General features: G+C 66.9%; 17 protein-coding genes and 2 pseudogenes. 8 read left to right on the top strand and 11 right to left on the bottom strand.

Annotated features, from left to right (window positions below; translation table 11 throughout):
• Positions 1-223 precede the first annotated feature (223 nt).
• The 3 genes from LDO29_RS09900 to LDO29_RS09890 form a co-directional block, all read right to left on the bottom strand.
• Positions 224-679, bottom strand: coding sequence for an RES family NAD+ phosphorylase (locus LDO29_RS09900; RefSeq protein ID WP_224079596.1), 456 nt, complete (start codon positions 677-679; stop codon positions 224-226).
• On the bottom strand, positions 679-1,071 hold the full coding sequence (locus LDO29_RS09895) for an antitoxin Xre/MbcA/ParS toxin-binding domain-containing protein (protein ID WP_224079623.1): 393 nt from the start codon (positions 1,069-1,071) through the stop codon (positions 679-681). Before LDO29_RS09895 ends, LDO29_RS09900 begins: the two co-directional genes overlap by 1 nt.
• Before the next feature lie 168 nt (positions 1,072-1,239).
• A complete protein-coding gene (locus LDO29_RS09890; protein ID WP_224079595.1) occupies positions 1,240-2,304 on the bottom strand; it encodes a VWA domain-containing protein in 1,065 nt (354 codons plus the stop codon).
• A gap of 387 nt (positions 2,305-2,691) precedes the next feature.
• Between LDO29_RS09890 and LDO29_RS09885 the strand changes: the two genes are divergently transcribed.
• Genes LDO29_RS09885 through LDO29_RS09865 form a run of 5 tightly spaced genes read left to right on the top strand, consistent with a single transcriptional unit; the run spans position 2,692 to position 7,388 of the window.
• Positions 2,692-3,855 carry an amino acid ABC transporter substrate-binding protein gene (locus LDO29_RS09885; RefSeq protein WP_224079594.1) on the top strand — a complete coding sequence of 388 codons (1,164 nt, stop codon included), beginning with the start codon at positions 2,692-2,694 and terminating at the stop codon, positions 3,853-3,855.
• A 32-nt stretch (positions 3,856-3,887) separates the two neighbouring features.
• The gene (locus LDO29_RS09880) at positions 3,888-4,784 is read left to right on the top strand and encodes a branched-chain amino acid ABC transporter permease (protein ID WP_224079593.1); all 897 of its coding nucleotides are present in this window, start codon (positions 3,888-3,890) and stop codon (positions 4,782-4,784) included.
• Positions 4,781-5,803, top strand: a complete 1,023-nt coding sequence (locus tag LDO29_RS09875; RefSeq protein WP_224079592.1) for a branched-chain amino acid ABC transporter permease — start codon at positions 4,781-4,783, stop codon at positions 5,801-5,803. The genes LDO29_RS09880 and LDO29_RS09875 overlap by 4 nt, the downstream gene beginning before the upstream one ends.
• Positions 5,800-6,546, top strand: a complete 747-nt coding sequence (locus LDO29_RS09870) for an ABC transporter ATP-binding protein (RefSeq protein ID WP_224079591.1) — start codon at positions 5,800-5,802, stop codon at positions 6,544-6,546. Before LDO29_RS09875 ends, LDO29_RS09870 begins: the two co-directional genes overlap by 4 nt.
• Positions 6,543-7,388: an ABC transporter ATP-binding protein gene (locus LDO29_RS09865; RefSeq protein WP_224079590.1), complete on the top strand. Its 846-nt coding sequence runs from the start codon at positions 6,543-6,545 to the stop codon at positions 7,386-7,388. Before LDO29_RS09870 ends, LDO29_RS09865 begins: the two co-directional genes overlap by 4 nt.
• A 36-nt stretch (positions 7,389-7,424) precedes the next feature.
• Here the strand turns inward: LDO29_RS09865 and LDO29_RS09860 are convergent, their stop codons facing one another.
• The 6 genes from LDO29_RS09860 to LDO29_RS09835 all read right to left on the bottom strand — a co-directional run bounded on the left by LDO29_RS09860 (position 7,425) and on the right by LDO29_RS09835 (position 15,757).
• Positions 7,425-8,372 carry a tripartite tricarboxylate transporter substrate binding protein gene (locus tag LDO29_RS09860; RefSeq protein ID WP_224079622.1) on the bottom strand — a complete coding sequence of 316 codons (948 nt, stop codon included), beginning with the start codon at positions 8,370-8,372 and terminating at the stop codon, positions 7,425-7,427.
• Between the two features lie 56 nt (positions 8,373-8,428).
• Complete coding sequence (locus tag LDO29_RS09855; protein WP_224079589.1) at positions 8,429-9,766, bottom strand: DUF1254 domain-containing protein; 1,338 nt, start codon at positions 9,764-9,766, stop codon at positions 8,429-8,431.
• Positions 9,767-9,779: 13 nt separating this feature from the next.
• Positions 9,780-11,090, bottom strand: a complete 1,311-nt coding sequence (locus LDO29_RS09850) for a DUF1254 domain-containing protein (RefSeq protein WP_224079588.1) — start codon at positions 11,088-11,090, stop codon at positions 9,780-9,782.
• A 228-nt stretch (positions 11,091-11,318) separates the two neighbouring features.
• On the bottom strand, positions 11,319-12,317 hold the full coding sequence (locus LDO29_RS09845) for a Bug family tripartite tricarboxylate transporter substrate binding protein (protein ID WP_224079587.1): 999 nt from the start codon (positions 12,315-12,317) through the stop codon (positions 11,319-11,321).
• Positions 12,318-12,408: 91 nt separating this feature from the next.
• Entirely contained in the window at positions 12,409-14,574 is a 2,166-nt protein-coding gene (locus tag LDO29_RS09840; protein ID WP_224079586.1) for an acetate--CoA ligase family protein, read from the bottom strand.
• Between the two features lie 376 nt (positions 14,575-14,950).
• Positions 14,951-15,757, bottom strand: coding sequence for an IclR family transcriptional regulator (locus LDO29_RS09835; protein ID WP_224079585.1), 807 nt, complete (start codon positions 15,755-15,757; stop codon positions 14,951-14,953).
• A gap of 161 nt (positions 15,758-15,918) precedes the next feature.
• Between LDO29_RS09835 and LDO29_RS09830 the strand changes: the two genes are divergently transcribed.
• The gene (locus LDO29_RS09830; RefSeq protein ID WP_224079584.1) at positions 15,919-16,917 is read left to right on the top strand and encodes a Bug family tripartite tricarboxylate transporter substrate binding protein; all 999 of its coding nucleotides are present in this window, start codon (positions 15,919-15,921) and stop codon (positions 16,915-16,917) included.
• A 206-nt stretch (positions 16,918-17,123) separates the two neighbouring features.
• On the opposite strand, the pseudogene LDO29_RS09825 reads toward LDO29_RS09830, so the two are convergent.
• Positions 17,124-17,324, bottom strand: a pseudogene (locus LDO29_RS09825) (SDR family oxidoreductase); the annotation flags it as partial.
• Between LDO29_RS09825 and LDO29_RS09820 the strand changes: the two are divergent.
• Together LDO29_RS09820 and LDO29_RS28275 are read left to right on the top strand one after the other, a co-directional pair.
• Positions 17,279-17,698, top strand: a complete 420-nt coding sequence (locus LDO29_RS09820; RefSeq protein WP_224079583.1) for a LysR substrate-binding domain-containing protein — start codon at positions 17,279-17,281, stop codon at positions 17,696-17,698. The pseudogene LDO29_RS09825 and the gene LDO29_RS09820 sit on opposite strands and share 46 nt — an antisense overlap.
• Before the next feature lie 25 nt (positions 17,699-17,723).
• Positions 17,724-17,957, top strand: a pseudogene (locus LDO29_RS28275) (DUF2252 family protein); the annotation flags it as partial.
• On the opposite strand, the gene LDO29_RS09810 reads toward LDO29_RS28275, so the two are convergent.
• Entirely contained in the window at positions 17,888-19,558 is a 1,671-nt protein-coding gene (locus LDO29_RS09810) for a hypothetical protein (protein ID WP_224079582.1), read from the bottom strand. The pseudogene LDO29_RS28275 and the gene LDO29_RS09810 sit on opposite strands and share 70 nt — an antisense overlap.
• Positions 19,559-19,590: the final 32 nt, after the last annotated feature.

The raw sequence follows: 19,590 nt of genomic DNA, 5'->3' as shown, positions 1-19,590 counted from the left end.
CCCGAAGTCACTTGAGGGCAGCAGGCAGCTGTCTGCTTTGCCCGGAGCGCCTTATAAAGAAAGGCTTTGCGGGGAAACCGTAATATTTTGCACAAAAAGGACGACTACCCCCTGACGCCGTGCGGGCGTCGAGATGCGGCTGAAGAAACGTCCAGCGCGTCGCCGTTGACGAGCTGATCCTGGAAGAACTGGAAGCGGCAGCATGCTTCGGGACCTTGCGGGTCTATCGAAAAAGGCGCTCATCCCAGTGGACCGGCTCCGGGGCGCCCGCCACGATGCTGGAAGCATCTGGATGGCCCGGATTGACCAGCGCATTCCACTCGGCACGCGCCACCACGGACGGCACCACGAGCACGGCCGACCGCCCTTCCTCCAGCCAGCGGTCGCCGTACGCGCGCGCGACAGCCAGCGCGTCGTGCGCGTCCCACCCCGCCGGCAGCGCGAACGGTTCGGCGCGCTCGGCCGAAACCTCGCCTGGCACCTCGGCGGTCACGCAGACGTGATGACGCGGCACCTTACCGATGCGGGCATGGACCAGCACCTCGAGCATGGCACCAGCAAACGTCAGCGCCCCGTAGATCACGGGCCGCCCGGGACTGTTGAAGCGCCCACCGACCAGCATTGCGCCAGTGCCGGTCCAGATGGGGTGGCGGCTGTCGGCGATGCGGTAGATCCGCATCAGGCGGGAATCCCATAGAACAGCTTCCAGAGCAGCTCTTCCACCCTGCGCGCGCCCAACTCCGTCATGCCCACGTCCAACGGGGTACGGCCTTCGAGCAGCGGATGCGGCGTGTTGAGGAATTCACGGGCGTCGTCATCGTCGTCCCAGACAAAGTGGGCGCTGGCGAAGATCCGCGCAAGGCGCTCGGTCTTCTCGGATTCATCCGGCGACAGCCGCTCCCGGCGACGCTTGTAGGTCGCCTCGGGCACGATGCGGGCCATCAGGGCGCGCCGCTGCTCGACCGTGCGCGCGACATGCGCGACGCTTTCGCGCAGCGCCGTCTTTGGCAGCCCTTCGCGCACGGCCGCGTCGAGCTCGGCAAACGAGCGCGGCACCGGCGCCAGCGCCATGACCGCGCTGATTTGTTCGGGCGTTACGACCACCTTGGCTCCCGGTATCAAATGATGATTTATTATAGATCAAATGATGCTTTCGCGCTGAACCGCATCTCGAGGGCCAGCCGGGATTCAAAGATATGAGCCCAGCTTTGCTGCCGAGCCGGCCGCTGGCGCTTCAGTTCACCGCCAAAACCACAGCAGCGACAGCCCGCACGCCGCCACCAGCAGCAGGACCGAGGCTGCCGCCAGCAAGGCACTGATCTCGGTTTCCCTGCGCTCCAGCACAAAACGGGCGCTCAGTTGGCGATACACCTGCTTCAGGTCCGCGGCCGAGCCAGCCTCAAAGTACTCGCCGTCAGTGAGCGTCGCGACGGCGCGCAAGGTGGGTTCATCCAGCTGCATGGTGTAATCCAGGCTCGACACTGCCGTACCCGCGTCCTGCGGTGCACCGAAGCCCACGGTATAGACGCGCACGCCGCGCTGGGCGGCCATGCGCGCGGCGTCCAGAGGGTCCGGGCCGATGGTGCGGCGGCCATCACTGAGCAGGATCACCGCACCGTGGCGGTAAGAGCCCGGCTGCACCGCCCGCCCCTCCTGTTCGCGCTTGCGGACGGCGTCTGCCGCCGCGGCCTCCGTCAGCGACCTTCCGCCGGTGCCGGGCGCGAGCGACTCGCCGCTGAAGAGGATAGCTTCCAGGTCGATGCCATCGTCGGGCAACAACACCGCCAGCGCCTGGACCAGTCCGCTACCTGTCGCCGTGCCCTGCTGCAGCTGGAAGCGATCGACCGCGTCGAGCATCTCCTGCCGCTTGTCGGTGGGAGGCAGCACTACGATCGCCGTGGCGGCGAAAGAGACAATGCCCAGGCGCACGCTGGCCGGCAGCCCAACGATGAGATCCCGTGCGGCTTGCTGGGCGGCGCTGATCCGGGTGGGCGCGACGTCGGTCGCTGCCATGCTGCGGGAGGCGTCCATGGCCAGCACCAGGGTGATGGCGTCAGACGGCAGCGTGACGGTCGCGACAGGACGGGCGCAAGCCAGCAAGGCGGCGCCCAGCGCGACGAGGAAGAGCAGTGGTGGAATGTGGCGCCGCAGCCGTTGATTGCGACCCAGCGCGGCACGCGTCAGCGCGAGACTGCCGTACAACAGGGCGATCTTCTTGCGTCGCGAAATCAGGTACAGGTAAGCGGCTGCCAGCAGGGGGAGCAAGGCCAGCAGCCAGAGCATTTGTGGCCAGAGAAACCGCATCTCCTGCTCCTCGGCGCGTGAGTACGACGATGGTACCGTACCTCGGCGGACTGATCCGTCTGGTCACGCAAGACGAGACTGCTGCCTTTGACATCACCTGTTCGTCAAGCGGACACGATCTCTCAAGACCTTCGCTGCAATTCAACTTCCCTGCAATTCAAGACAGGCGGCGCAGACGCTTACTCATGAGGTGACGAAATCGCAACATACGGCACTTCCCCACTCCGAAATGAGTCCTATCTTGATGAGAGTGAGAGGGGTGATATGAAACACGCATCCACACAAAGCTCACCAGCCGGCGCCTGGTCCGCTATCTGCTTACGCCACGCCGCCGTCTGCGCCCTCGCCGGTCTGGGGTTGGCCATCTCGGCCCCCGCTACTGCCAAGGTGGAAGGAAACACCATCATCCTCGGTGCTGCGGTGTCGCTGACGGGCAAGTACTCCACCAACGGCAAGAACACGCAGGACGGCTACAACCTTGCCGTAAAACGCGTCAACGAAATGGGCGGCGTCAAGGTTGGCGGCAAGGCCTACCGGCTGAAGGTCCTCTATTACGATGACGAATCCACCTCGGCACGGGGCGCGCAGCTGGCCGAGCGGCTGATCAACCAGGACGGCGTGAAGTTCGTGCTGGGGCCCTACAGCTCCGGGCTGACCAAGGCCATCGCGCCGGTCACGGAGAGGTACAAGATTCCGATGGTCGAGGGCAACGGCGCGGACCGCAACCTGTTCACGCAGGGCTACCGCTATATGTTCGCGGTGCTCAATACCTCCGACTACTATCTGCGCGCCGCCATCAACCTTGCCGCGGAAGAAGCGCAACGCGCCGGCAAGTCGCCGAAGGACCTGAAGATAGCCATCGCCATCGAGAACGACAACTTTTCGCAGGACGTGCGCGATGGCGTGGCCGAGGATGCCAGGCGCCTGGGCATGCAGGTGGTGATCGACGAGAAGCTGCCGCCCGAACTGAACGACATGTCGGTAACGCTGGCCAAGGTGAAGGCGCTCAAGCCTGACATCCTGGTGGTGTCCGGCCATGAAAAGGGGGCGACGCTGGCGGTACGGCAGGTGTCCGAGAAGCGCATCGACGTGCCGATGCTGGCGCTGACCCATTGCGATTCCGCGCAGATCATCGAGAAATTCGGCAAGGGCGCAGAGTACGTGGTGTGCGGCTCGCAATGGGACCGCACGCTGCGTTACAAGGACCGCTGGTTCGGCACGGCCGACCAGTACGCGCAGCGCTTCGAGAAGGAATACCACTACGAGGCGCCATACCAGGCAGCCGAGTCCACCGCTGCGGTGCTGGCCTTCGTCGATGCCTTCGAGCGCGCCGGCTCGTTCGATACCGAGAAGGTCCGGGATGCACTGGCAAGGGCCGACCTGATGACGTTCTACGGCCCGATCAAGTTCGACCAGAGCGGCAAGAACGTCGCCAAGTCGATGGTGCTGTACCAGGTGCAGGACGGCAAGTTCAAGGTGGTCGCGCCGGGCAAGTGGGCGTCGTCGAAGGTCATCTATCCGGCACCGACTTGGGCAAAGCGCGAGGAGTGAGCCGCTGCGCAGCGGCCTGATGCAGATTGCAGATGACCGACCTGACGGTGCTGTTCCAGAGCCCGGAACTGAATGCACAGCTCGTGGTGGATGGCCTGCTGGCCGGCGCGGTCTTCGCGCTGGCTGCCTACGGCATGGCGCTGGTCTGGGGCGTGATGAACCTCATCAACGTGGCGCAGGGCGAGCTGGTGATGCTGGGCGGCTATATGGTGATCTGGCTCGTCGGCCGGGGCGTGCCCGTGCCACTGGCGGTACCGCTTTCCGCGGCGGCGATGTATGGCGTGGGCTGGGGGCTTTACCGCATCGTCATCTTCCGGCTGGTCGAGCGAGATCTCTTTGTTTCGGTGCTTGCCACTTTCGGCCTGAGCATTGTGCTGCAGCAGCTTGCCAACCTGGCCTTTGGTGCGGACGTGCGCACGCTCGATGCGGGCTTCGGCAGCCTGTTCCTGCCGGGCGGACTGGTGGTGCCGAAGGTGAAACTGGCTGCGTTTGCCGCAGCGCTCGCGCTGGGCGCCGCACTGATGCTGTTCCTGCGGCGCTCCCGCCGCGGCCGGGCAATCCGCGCTACCGCGCAGAACGCACGTGCCGCGCGCGTGCTGGGCGTGGACACAGATCGCATCTACGCCACCACCTTCGCCCTGAATGCCGCCATCTGTGGCGCGGCCGGCGGGCTTGTGGCGATGACCTGGATCATCCATCCGTACCTGGGCCTGCCCTATACCGTGCGCGCCTTCATGATCGTGGTGGTTGCCGGCCTGGGCAGCATGCTCCCCGTCCTGAGCGCCGCCGGCGGGCTTGGCATCGCGGAGAACTACGCCGGCTTCCTGCTCGGCAGCGAGTACCAGACCGCATTCCTGTATGCCCTGCTGGTAGTGATCCTGGTCTGCCGCAACCTGATGCTGCGCCGGCATCGAGGCTACCTGCGATGAACCTGCACCTGCGCGGCACACGCCGGCTCGAATCGGATGTACCGGTGGCCTCAGCCTCGCCGGTCACCTGGCTGGCCCTGCTCGCCGGCTGCATCGGTGCGCTCGCGGCGCCATGGCTGTTCGCCGGCATCACCACGCAGCTGACCTTCCTCTGGCTGATGATACTGTTTGCGCTGACGTGGGACGTGATGGGCGGGCAGATGGGCTACAACTCGTTCGGCAACATCGTCTTCTTCGGCGTGGGCGCCTATGTCTGCGCGGTGGCACAACGAGACCTCGGCCTGGGATACTTCGCCGGCCTGGCGGCGGGTACCGGCCTGGCTGCGCTGGCGGCGATCGCGGTTGCGCTCGTGCTGGGACCGCCGATACTGGCCCTGCGCGGGCACTATTTCGCCATCGGGACCCTGGGCCTTGGCATCGCCTTTGCCGATGCCGCCGCCGGCTGGGATTTCATCGGCGCGGGGTCGGGCATGACGCTGCCCTTGTTCCCGGGCGCGGCAGGCAGCCGCGAGCCTTTTTACTACTATGCGATGCTGGCGCTGGCCACCGTCACCCTGCTGACGCTGCGCTGGCTCTATGCGCGTCCGTTCGGGCTGGCGCTCAACGCCATCCGTGACGACGAAGACAAGGCCGAGGCGCTCGGGCTGCACACCACGCGCTACAAGATCCTCGCCTGGTGCGTGTGCGCCCTCTTCCTCGGCATGGCCGGTGCGCTGACGGGCAACCTGGTGGGCTTCATCGATCCGCGCGAACTGGCGTTCGCCGGCACCACTTTCGGGGTCTGGATGGTGGTGATGGCGATCCTGGGCGGCAAGGGCACGTTGTGGGGACCGGTGATCGGCGCCACGCTGTTCCACCTGACGCAGGAGCTGTTCTGGACGTACCTGCTGAACTGGCAGCGCGTAGCGCTGGGCGTGCTGATCGTGCTGATTGTGGTGCTGTTCCCGACCGGCATCATGGGCTGGCTGCGCGAGACCAGCACCAACCGCCGCCGCGTCACGCGGAGTGCCGCGCCATGACCGACTTGCTTTCCGTGCGCGGCGTCACCAAGCGCTTCGGCGGCGTCGTCGCCAACCAGGGCATCTCGCTGGCAGTGCCGCACGGCGGCATCGTGGGACTGATCGGGCCGAACGGCTCCGGCAAGACCACCCTGTTCAATTCCATCGTCGGCTACCACCCCATCGACGCAGGTTCGATCGCCTTGGACGGGCGCGAGATCTCGCGGCTGCGGGTGCCGGAGATTGCGCGCCTGGGGCTGGCACGCACCTTCCAGCAGACCCGTGTATTTGGCAAGATGAGCTGCCTGCAGAACCTGCTGGTCAGCGTGCCTCACGTGCACGAAGGCCTTGCCGCAATGTGCACGCGGCAGCCACGGGCGGTGACGGAACGGGCTCGCGAGGTCCTGCGCCTTGCCGGCCTGCAGGACCATTTGGAACAGCGCGCCGCCGACCTGTCGTTCGGCCAGCAGAAGCTGCTCGAGATCGGCATGGCCCTGATGAACGAACCGAAGTTGCTGCTGCTCGACGAACCGACCGCTGGCGTGAACCCGGTGATGATCGACAGCCTGATAGCGCTGCTGCGGGACATCAACGCGCGGCTCGGCATCACGCTGCTGGTGATCGAGCACAATATGCGGGTCATGATGCAGCTGGCGGGCTACGTCTATTGCCTTGCGCATGGCACGGTGCTGGCGCAGGGCTCGCCGGCGCAGATCACCGCCGACAGCGCGGTGATCGAGGCCTACCTGGGAGCGCAACCGTGAACGCGATACACGGCACGGCGCCGCCGATGGCGCAACCGCCAGCGCATGCGGCGGCCGCCACGCTCGCCACCGCGCTGTCGCGGCCACGGCCGACCGTTGCGCAGCTCGAGCAGTTGGCCGGCGGCGCGCCGATGGTCGCGATCGACGACCTCGTGGCCGGCTACGGCGGCATGGAGATACTGCACGGCTTCAGCCTGCGCGTGGCGCGCGGCGGCTCGCTGTGCCTGATCGGCCCGAACGGCGCGGGCAAGTCCACGGTGCTGCGCGCCATCTACGGCCTGGCCCGGGTCATGGCGGGCACGATCAGCGTGGACGGCAAGCCGGTCACGCACCTGCGCGCCGAGCAGAAGCTGCGGCATGCGGGCATGGCTTATGTGCTGCAGGAAAGCTCGATCTTTCCCGACATGACGGTCGAGGAAAACCTCCTGATGGGCGGATACCTGATGCGTGACCCACGCTCTGCCGCCGCGGCGGCAGAGCGCATATTCCAGCGCCACGGCGCCCTGGCTCAGCGCCGCAGCCAGCGCGCCAGCGTGCTCTCCGGCGGCGAGCGCAGGCTACTGGAGATCTCGCGCGCGCTGATGATGGGCCCTGCCGTGCTGCTGGTGGACGAACCCTCGATCGGGCTCGAGCCGCGCTACATCGAAATGGTGTTCGCCCTGCTTCGCCAGCTGCAGCAAGAGGAAGGCAAGACCATCATCCTGGTCGAGCAGAACGCCCGCAAGGGGCTCGCTTTTGCCGACCTTGGCTATGTCCTGGTGGCCGGCCAGCTCGCCATGGCCGGCACCGGCGCCGACCTGAGCCGTGATGCCGAGGTAGGCCGGCTGTTTCTGGGGGCCTGACCTACGCAAGCGCTCGGGCACCGCCTTGTCAGGGGCCTACTCCAGCACCACGCCACTGGCCTTGATCACCGCCGCCCACTTGCGCACCTCTGCATCGATGAAGCGTGCAAAGCCGGCACTGTCGCCCGGCTCGGGCTGCAATCCCAGCCCCGCCAGCTTGCTGCGCACATCCGGAGCAGACAGCACCGCGCTGGCATCCTGGTTAAGCTGGCGCACGACCGCTACGGGCGTGCCAGCCGGCGCCACCAGGCCGAACCAGCCGTAGCCGGTCACGCCGGGATAGCCCTGCTCGGCGAAGGTCGGCGCATCGGGATAGACCGGCGTGCGCTGCTCGGACGCTACCGCCAGCACCCGCAGCTGGCCTGCCTTGATGAACGGCAGCGCCGTCGTGATGGCGGTGAGCGTGGCGTCGACGCGGCCGGCCAGCAGCTCGGTGTAGGCCGTGGCGTCGCCACGGTAGTGCACGTTCAGCACCTTGAACTTCGCCTGTGCGCCGAACAGTTCCGCCGTCAGGTGCGGCCCGGACCCGGCACCGGGCGAGGCAAAGGTGACGCCGTCCGCTTTCGCACGCGCCAGCTTCACGAAGTCCACAACCGAACGCGCCGGCGAATCCGCCTTGACGATCAGGAACACCGGCCCGAGCACGCGCGGTCCCACCGCGACGAAGTCCTTGTGGATGTCGTATTGCTGCGGCAGCCCGGCCGCCGTATTGATGGCGAACGGCGCGGCGGCCCATAGCAGCGTGTAGCCGTCGGGGGACGCGCGTGCCAGCGTTTCATTGGCGACCCGGGTGCCGGCACCGGGCTTGTTCTCGACCACGAACTGCTGGCCGTACTTGCGGCTCAGCGCTTCCGCCAGCAGCCGCGCCGAAGTGTCGTTGGACCCGCCGGGGCCATACGGGGAGATCAGCCGCACCGTGCGCGCCGGATACGCCTGCGCCAGCGCGGCCAGCGGCGCCAGCGCGGGCGCCGCGCCCAGCAGCATCAGGCCACGCACGCGTGCCAGCGCGTCCCTGCGCGATATCTTGTCAGCAGTCATCGTCATGCCTCCGCGGGCTGGATGCTCGGATACGAAAAGGTCTTGCCAAGGTGTGCCTCGCCCGGCACGTAAAGCCGCAGCGCCACATAGAAGGGCCCTGCCGGCGCCGGCAGCCAGTTGCCGTGGCGCGCGGCGTCGCGTGGCGCCACGGCCCCCAGGTGCAGACGCAGGCTGCCGTCCGGCTCATAGCGCAGGCTTGGCGAGCGGTCGCCCAGCGAATAGCGGCCGATCGGGTTCTCGACCAGCATGCAGTCGCCCTTGTCGTACATGGTCAGCGACCAGAACGCGCCCACCTGCGGCAGCTGGCCGGCGGGGAACAACAGTTCGTGCGGCGCGTTGCCATCGAGCGATCGGCCGTGCGCGTCGCAGTCGGCGATGATGTACATGGCCTCTTCCATGCCGAGCGCGCCGATGTAGTTGCGCGCCACCTGCGCGCGCTCGGCGTAGCGGGTGCCAAACGAAGCGCCGATCTCGACGGGCAGGCTCCAGCCGCCGCCCAGCGCGGATGGCATTGGCCTTGCGAGTTCGGCCAGCACCTGCTCCAGGGCGGCCGACAGCAGCGCCACCTGTGCATCGTCCAACGGCACGCCCTCGCATGCGGCACCGAGGCCGAGCGCGGCGAAGGCTTGCACGGTCGCAGCCTCGGCGGCTGGCGGCGGGTTCTCGCGCAGCGCGCGGTTCACCACTTCGGCGTAGCGCCGCACCTGCTGCGGCGACGCGCCGAGGTGTTCGTTGGGCTGCATGCCCACATCGTACGCGCGCACCGGGTCGCCGCCGTCCGGCAGCGTCAGCCGGATGCGGTCCTGCAGCGCATGCACCGCGGGCAGGTCGTCAGGCCCGTCCACCAGCAGCCGGCCCAGCAGCCACACCGCATCGGTCGGACAGGCGATGGCGGTGGCGCCAGCCGGCGCTTCGCCCTGCCAGCAGGGACCGTGCAGCAGGAAGCGCCCGGCCTGCGTGCCGGTGGTACGGCTGCCGATGTAGGCAAAGGGATTGGTGTAGAAATCGAGCAGCCCGAGCACGTAGTAGCGGCGGGCACTGTCCGGCACTTCCAGCAGCAGCGGTCCCTGCGACAGGTCCAGCCAGGCATTGCTGTAGAGGGTGTCGTTGTTGGGCGTGACCACCTGCCGGTGCTGCGGGCCGAGTAGCTGGCGCGTGTGAAAGAACTGGTTGACCCAGCGCAGCGTGCCGTCCGGCCGCGCGTCGGCAAAGGCGCCTTCGCGCCGGCGGCGCGGGCAGGTGGCGGCGCGCATGCGCGCCATTTCGTAGAGCGGCAGCGTGTACAGCACGGCCTCGCGGGCCAGCGCGGGGGTGCGGGAATCGGCGTGGGATGTTGTCATGGCATCTCGCTCCTCAGGCAATCCGGCGCACCGGCGGAATGCGGTACTCGCCCGCGATAAAGGCCGGCGCGGGATGGTACAGGCGCAGGATCAGGTAGAACGGGCCCGCGGGTGCAGGCAGCCAGTTGTCGGCGTGTTCTGGCCGCCGGTGCGAGATCGGGATGACCAGGCTGCCGTCGGACTCCATGCGCAGGCCCGGCGTGCGGTCTCCCACGGCGTAGCGGCCGATCTCGTTGGCGCTGAAGAAGCGATCCTCGCCGTACAGGGACACCGACCAGAACGCCTGCGCCGGTGGCAGCATGCCAGGCGGGAATCGCAGTTCGTACGCGTGCGCCCCATGCAGCGGCTCGCTGTCGGCGTCGAAATCGGCCATCGCATAGATCGCCTCGTCGGCGCGCAGCGCGCCGAGGCCCTTCATCGCGGTGCAGGCGCGCTGCAGCCAGTCGTCGCCATAGACGCCCAGCTTCAGGCTGTAGCCCCAGCTCTTGCGGCCCTGGCTGCGCGTATGTGCCTCGATCAGCTGCATGGCCTGGCGATACGCATTCTCCAGACCGGTGCGGACCTCCGCACGCAGTGCCGTGACGTCGATCTCGCCCTCCAGCTTCAGGCCGGCCTTGCGCAGCAGCGTGAACGCGCCCAGTTCACGTTCGGCGGGCGGGTACTCGCGCAGCGCGTTGAACAGGTTCTGGAAGAAGTCGAGGGCCTCGTTGCCGGTATCGCGCCAGTCGCGCACGCATTGCGGCATGGTCTTGCCCGGCGCGTCGAGCGCAAAACCGCTTTCGAATGCATGGGCCGCTGACAGGTCGTCTGGCCCTTGCACCAGTACGCGACCCAGCAGCCACACCAGCGAGGTCGGGCAGGCCACGACATGCTTGCCTTCCGCGTGCTGGCCCGGTCCGACCAGCGTCACCGTGCCGCCTTCGGCTGGCACGTTGCGCGGGCCCAGATTCTCGAAGTTGTTGGTGAATGCATCCAGCAGTTCCACCACGTAGTAGCGGTCGCGCTGCGGCAGCGCCGGCACGCACAGCGTGACGGGCCCGTCGGCGAGGTTGGCCCAGCCGCAGAAGTACAGCAGGTCGTTGGCGGGCGTGACGACGTCGCGGTCTTCATGCGTCCACTGGCGCTGGCTGGCCGACAGCGTGTTGACCGGGGCGCGGCCATAGCCGGTGGCCTCGCTGACCGCGGTTTGCACCTTGCAGGTACGGATCGTTTCGACCAGCGGATAGCCGTAGATCACCAGCGGTATGGCGGCGGCAGCGACCAGCGCTTCCTGGCTGGAGCTGTAGACGGGTGCGGCGAAGAACTGTGGCGCGGGATGGTTCATGCAGGGCTCCGGAAAATGGGCGGGAATAGCGGCGGGATTATTGAGCTTTCCCTATTTCACGACAACATCAAAGCAACCACCGTCATTCCCGCGAAGGCGGGAATCCAGCGTCTTACAAGTCCCCCGAAGGGGGACAAAAAGTCACTGGGTCCCCGCCTGCGCGGGGACGACGAATATTTTGCGTTGTCATGAATTCTGGAAACATCAATAATGGGAACGCGTAGCGGCTCATTCCTGTGCCGCGCCGCTCGACTTGACCAGCGCGGCCCACGCGGGCACATCGCTGCGCATCTGCGCGGCGAAGGCGCTGCGCGGCTGGGGGCTATAGCGCATGCCGAGCGCGTCGGCCTGCGCCTTGATGGCTGGGTCGCGCATCACTGCGACGGTGGCACGTTCGAGCTTGTCGACGATCTCGGCCGGCGTGCGCGCGGGGGCGAACAGCGCGAACCAGCTGTCCACGCCGAACGCCACGCCAGCTTCGGTGAAGGTCGGCACGTCGGGCAGCGCGGGCGAGCGCTCGGAGCCGGTAACGGCCAGCGCCCGCACCTTGCCGCTGCGGATCAGCGGCAGCGTGCCGGCGAGATCGGACATGGCCACGGGCAGCGTACCGCCCATCACGTCGGTCAGCATCGGGCTGACGCCCTTGTAGGGGACGTGGCGCAGGTGGATACCGCCCAGCACGTTGAGGCTTTCGCCGGCGAGATGGCCGCCGGAGCCGTTGCCCCATGAGCCGTAGGTCAGGTCGGCGCCTGGCCGCTTGGCCGCGGCGATCAGCGCGGGCAGGTCGCGGCCGGTAAAGCCGGGGCCGGCGATCAGCACATTGCCGCCGTAGAAGAGCCGGCTGATGGGCACGAAATCGCGCAGCGGATCATAGGGCAGCTTCGGGAAGATGGCCGGTGCGATCGCATGCGTGGCCGAGATGCCAAGCACTAGCGTGTAGCCGTCAGCCGCGGCGCGCGCGACCTGTGCCGAGCCGATGGTGCCGGTGGCGCCGGCCACGTTCTCTACCACCACGGTCTTGCCGAGTTCCTTCGACAGGCCCGCCGCCAGCAGCCGGCCGACTACGTCGGTGCCGCCGCCCGGCGGGAACGGTACGACCAGCCGGATCGGCTTGTCAGGATAGGGGCCGGCGTGGGCGGGGAATGCCGCCCCGCAGAGCGCCACGGCGAGCGCGCCCAGTCCGCGCAGCGCCATGCGCCGCGCCGGCAAGTGCGTGTGCATTTGCATGCTTGTCTCCAGTCTTGTTGAGGTACTGCGTCTTGCCGCGGGGCGGCGCCCGTCTGTGCAGGCATCCTGTCCCCCACGTTGCGAGCCATCGCTATGAAGCGGTGCGATGGTCCGGGCGAAGCGTGACCACCGCGTCGGCGGCGACCAGCCCCTGCGCGGTGACGATGAAAGGATTGATCTCGAGCGTGTCCAGGCGCTCGCCCAGTTCGGCGGCGAGTTGCGATACCGTGGCCAGCACCTGCGCGGCGGCATCGAGGTCCACCTCGGGGTTGCCGCGATGCCCCTCGCACAGCGCGGCGGCACGGCTGTCACGCAGCATCGCGCGCGCCTGTGCGCGCGACAGCGGCGCCAGCCCGCAAGCGGTCTGGCGGAAGATCTCGACGGCGGTTCCGCCGATGCCCGCCAGCGCCACCACCCCGAACACCGGGTCGCGCCGCACGCCAACCATCACCTCACCCCAGCCGCGCACCATACGCGCCACCAGCACGCCTTCGAACGGCACCGGCGCACCGCCATCGGTACGCGCATGCGCCACCGCCTGCGCCATGCGGGCGACGGCCTCGCGCACCGCCTGCGCATCGGCAAGATTGAGGGCCACGCCGCCAACATCGCTCTTGTGCAGGATCTCGCGCGAGCACAGCTTCACCACCACGGGATAGCCGAGACCCTCGGCGATGCGCACCGCCTCGTCCGCATCGCGCGCAAGTCCGTGCGGAGCCACCGGCACGCCGGCGTCGGCGAGCAAACCCATGGCCTCATACTCGGACAGCGCCGTGGTTTCGGGCGGCAGGTCGCGCAGTCGCGCTTCGCGCCGCGGCCCGGTCTCGGACGATGTATCCCGCGCGGATTCCAGCGCCGCCGCCTGCGCCAGCGTGGCAACGGCTTCGACTGCATGGCCCGGTTCGCGGAACACCAGGCAGCCGCGTGCTTCCAGCCATGCGCGCTTGTCGTCGTCGACGATGCCGGCCAGCAGCAGCGGTGCGGCATTCGCTTCCTCGCTCAACGCACCGATGGTTTGCTGCAACTCCGGCCACAGCCGCGGCGCATTGGCGCCACCGGCCAGGAAGGCCGCCACGCAGCCATAGGCGCCGCTGCGCGCCACGCCCGCGATGGCATCCATGAACACGCGCGGCTGCGCCACCACCTGCCCCGTCACGTCGATGGGATTCGCGGTGCTGGCGAACGGGATCGCTGTGCGCAGCACCTCGGCCGCGTCCTCCGGCATCGGCGGCAGTGGCAAACCCAGCTGTTCGGCACGGTCGGCCATCATGATGCCCACGCCGCCCGACACGGTGACGATCGCCAGCGGCGTGACCGCGGCGGCGCCGCTGCCTTCCGGGCGCTGCCAGGCCGCCGGCCGCCGCCCGCGCGACAGCACGTAACCCAGCCGGAAGAATTCTTCCAGCGTATGGGCCCGGTGCACGCCATAGGCATCGAACACCGCCTGGTAGACCGCATCCTCGCCGGTCAGGCTGGCCGTGTGCGACTGAGCCGAGCGCGCGCCGGCCGCGGTGGTGCCGACCTTGGTCACCACCACCGGCTTGCCGGCCGCGCGCGCCGCGGCCAGCGCCTGGCGCAGGCGCTGGCCGTCGCGGCAGCCTTCGATGTAGGCGAGGATCACGCGGGTGTTCGGATCATTGGCCAGCCACTCGATCACGTCGGCCACCTGCAGGCCGGCCTCGTTGCCGGTGGTGACCCAGTGGCTCAGGCCCAGCCCCGCCTCGCGTGCCAGCGCATAGGCATAGGCACCGAAGGCGCCACTCTGGCTCACCAGCCCGACTTCGCCGACCGGCGGCACGCCGCTGAGCGGGATCGGCGAAAAGGTGGCGAACATGCGCTCGCGCAGGTTCATCGCGCCCAGGCAGTTGGGCCCCAGCAACGTCACGCCGGCATTGCGCGCGCTGCGGGCCAGCATGTCCTGCATGCGCACGCCGCTCTCCCCGGCTTCCGCGAAGCCGGAGGTGAAGACCACCGCCGCGCGCGTACCGTTGCCGGCCAGCTGCGCCATCACGTCCTGGCTGGCGCTGGCCGGCACCGCCACGATCGCCAGGTCGACGGGTTCGCCAATGTCCGCCAGCGAACCATAGGCGCGCAGGCCCTGCACTTCGGCGGCGGAGGGGTTGACCGGGTAGACGCGTCCGCCATAGCCCAGTTCGCGCAGCAGCCGGATCGGCATGCCGCCCACCTTGTCCGGCTGGGTGGAAGCACCGACCACCGCGATCGAACGCGGGTACAGCAGGGAATTCAGGTCAACCATGGGGCAGTCTCCGGTGTAATTGCCGTTCAGTTAAAGCATCAACCGCTGCTGTCATTCCCGCGCAGGCGGGAATCCGGCGTCTTTCACGTCCCCTTCGGGGATGAAGTCACTATTGAGCTTTCCCTATTTCACGACAACATCAAAGCAACCACCGTCATTCCCGCGAAGGCGGGAATCCAGCGTCTTACAAGTCCCCCGAAGGGGGACAAAAAGTCACTGGGTCCCCGCCTGCGCGGGGACGACGAATATTTTGCGTTGTCATGAATTCTGGAAACATCAATAGGTTCCCGCCTTCGCGGGAACGACGTTGGTTTAGTGAACCGCATTACAGTCTCCGGTGTTGTTTTCCAGATAGTTTCGGTGCGGCCTGCCAGGGCTATTGCCGCAGGCCGGTGGCGGCCTCGATGGAGCGGACCATCTCCATCAGCAGCGGCGCCACCTTCTTTTCCATCATGCCGCGCTTCACCTGCGAGCCGGGCACGGCGCAGTTGAACAGCAGCGGGCGGTTCAGGTACCTGATGCGCGAATAGACGCCCACGCCATGCACACCGATGCCGGCATCACCCTCGTTGAGCGCGAAGCCGCGCTTGGGGTAATGCGCGACGTTGTGGCACAGCGTGTCGTAGCACGCCGCGTATTCCTCGGGCCGCTCCTCGCGGGCGGCCACCATCAGTCCTTCGAACTCCCCTTTCGACAAGGTGCACAGGTAAGCCCGGCCCATGGCCGTGCTCAGCACCGAGCGGACGGCGCCGGTGCCCGGCCGCGCCGGCGTACCCTCGTTGTAGGTGCAGGACTGCAGGTAAGTCACGTCGAGCCGGTGCGCCACGCCCATCGACACCGCGCCCTCGATGCGGTCGGCCAGCGCCTGCATCAGCGGACGGGCCACGTGGCGCACTTGCAGCCCGGTCAGGTATGGATAGCCCAGCGCCAGCACCTGGGCGCTGACGAAGTACTTGTCGAGCTTGGGATCCCAGTCGAGGTAGCCCAGCTCGAACAGCGTGCGGCAGATGCGGGAGACGGTGGCGCGCGGCAGCTGCAGCCGCTGCGCCAGCTCGCCGTTGCCGAGCGGGCGCGGCTCGTCGATAAAGCAGCGCAGCAGGGCAAAGCCCTTGGCCAGCAGGCCACCGAAAGACGGATCCTCGCGGCGGCGTTCGGCAATGAATTGTTCGACTGGCAGGTTCATGGCGTTTTCCTCTTTACCCAGTCTGGACAGCACGCCATCCAGTGTCAAAAAGCGGAATCAATTTCCACATATTGGAAATATAGGCCATCGTATTGACCCCTCCCGCGTGCCCCCCATAAGGTTCTCCGGCATCGGACACAGATTCGAAAAGGAGACAAGACATGAAAAACCGCACCCTTGTCCGCGGGCGGCGTGCCGTGCTGATCACCGCCGCGGCCCTGTGCCTGCAGCCATTTGGCGCAAGCGCCGAGGATGCTTACCCGGCCAAGCCCGTGCGGCTGCTGGTGGCCTACCCGGCAGGCGGCCTGACCGACACGCTGGCGCGCGCGCTGGCGGAGGGTCTCGGCAAGCAGCTGGGCCAGACCATCGTGGTCGAGAACAAGGGCGGCGCGGGCGGCATCATCGGCACGGACCAGGCGGTCAAGGCGGCGCCCGACGGCTATACCCTGCTGCTGACCATTCCCGGTCCGATCACGTCGAACCTGGCGCTGTACAAGAAGCTGCCCTACGATCCGCGCACCGACCTGCGCCCGATTTCAGACATCGCCACCGCGCGCACGGTGCTGGCGGTCAATGCCGCCGTCCCCGCCAGGACCGTGGCCGAGCTGATCGACTACGCCAAGAAGGAACCCGGCAAGCTGCGCATGGGCTCCTGGGGCCCAGGCACCCAGCCGCATACCATCCAGACCTACATGGCCAAAAAGTATGGCGTCGACATCCTGCACGTGCCCTATCGTGGCGAGGGGCCGATGGTGACCGACCTGCTGGCCGGCCAGGTCAACGTCACGGTGGGCTCGGTCACCGCGCTGCAGCAGCACTTCGCTGGTGGCAGGCTGCGACCGCTGGCCGTGACCGGACCGCGCCGCGCCAGGTCACTGCCCGATGTGCCCACCTTTGCCGAGGCCGGCTATCCCGACGATGCCTACCGGCTGACCGGGCCGATCACGCTGATGGCGCCGGCCAGGACGCCCCAGCCCATCATCGACCGCCTGGGGCGCGAAGTCAGCGCGCTGGTGAAAAGCCCGGCTTTTTCGAAGCGGATCGAGGACATGGGCGCCGAGCCCGTCGGCAATACCCCGTCCGAGGCCGCAAGCGCTTACACGGCCTACTTGCCGGTGGTGCTGAAGCTGACCGCCGATACCGGGGTCACGCTGGACTGACGCCGCCACCGGAGGCGCTGCCATGTGGCTCAGCCAGATACGGTCAAGCTGGCCCAGCCGCCAGCCGGCGGTTGGTCACATCCGTGAGGAAGAGCTGGCGCTGCGCATCGAGCTGCGGCTGGTAGCGGTTCATTGCAAGGGACTTCTCAAACAGGATCGCCGGCCGCCTCTTCCGTCAGAAGCGGGGCATCACGGCGTCCGGCTTACTACGTCGTGTACCCGCCGTTGATCAGGATGGTCTGCCCGGTGATCCACCAGCCGTCGCTCACCAGATGGCGAATGAAGGGCACTACGTCCTCGATGTCGGTCAGCCCGGTCTTGCTGAACGGAGACAACGCCGCGGCGGTCTTGTGATAAGCCTGTGCGTCGGTGCTCTCCTGACCATGGAAGAACGGCGTGTCCATCGGGCGTGCCCAGGTCGCCTGCCGATCTGCCCAGGCATCACGCCGTGAACTACGCTTCCCCCACAATCGGCCGCGTCGTACCCTGGGAGTGGATGGAGCACGGGTCGCCTCGGACCTTGCAGATGGATGGCATGGTGGTGGTGAACAACGCCGAGACTTACATCGCCAGTTGCCTGGCCGGGCTGGGGTTGATCCAGATTCCGGCTTTCGACGTCAAGGAGCACTTGGCGGCGGGCGAGTTGGTCGAGGTGCTGCAAGCGTGGCCAGTACCATCGATCTCGGTCCAACTGGTCTATCCGCATCGCCGACACCTGTCGCGCCGACTCCTGGCCTTCAGCGATTGGCTGACGGAGGTTTTGAAAGTGGCGATTGGCTGAAGTTTGCAGTCTGCGGGTGGAGGTCGGCCGGGACTTCTACATCCGGCAGTTGCACGACATGAAGATATCGGCCGTCATTGAGGACTGGGATAGCGGCATGCTCAGACAGTACGGCCGGATGTGCACCCATGCTCTGGCCGGTGCGCACGCGCGGACGAGCGACGCCGCAATTTTGAGACTCTCTCTGCATCACGAATCCTTGCGTGGCACTTCATACACCAGCGCAGGCCTCATCGTATCTATCTGTTCGAGGGGTTGAGGCGGACGCCACAGGAACATTGAGAATCGCAGCCTGTCCGGGGTGACATCGATGACCGTAAAGCCGTTCTTCTCGGTGGGCCTGAGCGCTTCATCCATGCTTACCAGTTGCGATGGGGACGATTCCATTTTCCGGAATGAGGACGGGAACGCCATGTCGCCCGTGCCCAGGGTGCCGGTCAGAATGGCATGCACGGGATGTGCGAGCGAGAGTTCACCCGAGCGCACGATCTTGCCGGCGGATGAGGCATGAAAATCGCCCTGAATGATGACCGGCTGGCGCTTGTTTTGCGCCGCCAGCGCCGCGATCAGGCGCTGATGCTGTGCGAGCCAGCCGCGCTGCCACCCGGCCTTTGGCCGGTACAACACAAGCTTGCCTATCTTTTCATCGAGGGTGTCGGGATACCAGTCCCCCAGCTTGCCGGAGGAGTAGCCAAATGGCAGCGACGGACAGTGCATGAAATGGACAGTGTCCTCCGCCCGGGTCCGCGCAATCACCCAGTCTTCCACCCATTGCGGGATAACTTTGGCGTGTATCCCTTTCTGGTCAAGATAGCGTCGGCAATCGTATAGCACGACTTCCAGCAGTTTCCCGTAACGCAACGTACCGAAGCAGATGTTCGTGCCTGCCGGCGCGCCGGCCTTTTCGCCGCCGGGAAGCCATTCGGGCCGGTTCTTATCGGGCAGGAATTCTGGGTAATACAGACGCTGCGTTTGCTCAGCGCCGAGGGTGCCGTACGTGTCCGGGGGTAACGCCGCTACCGCCGCGTCGAACTCGTCGTTCTCGAAGTTGTCATGGTCGTCGGTGAGGAAAAAGGCCGGGGTCGATCGCAACGTCGTGCCATAGAGGCCCGGAATCTGGTAGTCGCAGACGCCAAGGAAGATCGGGCGGTTCCTCGGATGCAGCATCGGCACCGAAAGATCCAATGGGCCGCCGAACTTGTCCCAGAACCGCTCCCGCACGTGTTTCGCAAACTCTAGCCCCTTGTTCAGCCAGGTCAATTGGTCCCAGTAAATGTGATCGCCGTTAGCGATCACCACGTCGGGACGGAACGACATGCCGCGCGCCAGCAGCCGGCGTCGCGCCCCCATGTCCAGCCAGGTCGTCTGCCCTTCCACCAGTGGTTGGCCGTCGTAACCACCGGCACAGGTATAGGCCAGGATGCGCATCCGGCCGGGCGCGGCGTCCGGCGCCGGAAAGGTCTTCAGTGGCCATGCGTCGCAGAGTGGTCCGCCGCCGGCGTCCACGATCCGCAGCTCATACTGCGTTCCTGGCCTGAGCGATGTCGCATCGAAACGCCAGAAACGTCCTTCGGGGTCGGTTTGCACACCGTCGAAAAGTCTGCCATCGACCGAAAGGTGCGGCGCTGCCTGAAGCGGCCCCTTGAACGACGCCTTGATCAGGAATCGTTCGTGGCTTGCGGCAGGAATGAGGTGCATCAACTGGCCCCCGTTCCATGCATCTCGTGGCTGGGCACCGAGGTATCGGGACCACCCCAGGGCGCCAAGCGCTGCAGCGCTAGCGCCCAGCGCCAGAAATTCGCGCCGCGTGGGGTTGCAGGCGTCCGAGGCAGACCCGATCGTGTCTCGCTTGGTATGCATGACTTTCCCTGTCTTCTTGCGCGCGTGGAAAG

Origin of the sequence: Cupriavidus laharis, from assembly GCF_914271435.1 — a bacterium.
GTDB lineage: Bacteria > Pseudomonadota > Gammaproteobacteria > Burkholderiales > Burkholderiaceae > Cupriavidus > Cupriavidus laharis.
Note: the sequence above shows the minus strand (reverse complement) of the source record. Positions and strands in the feature narration are given on the sequence as shown.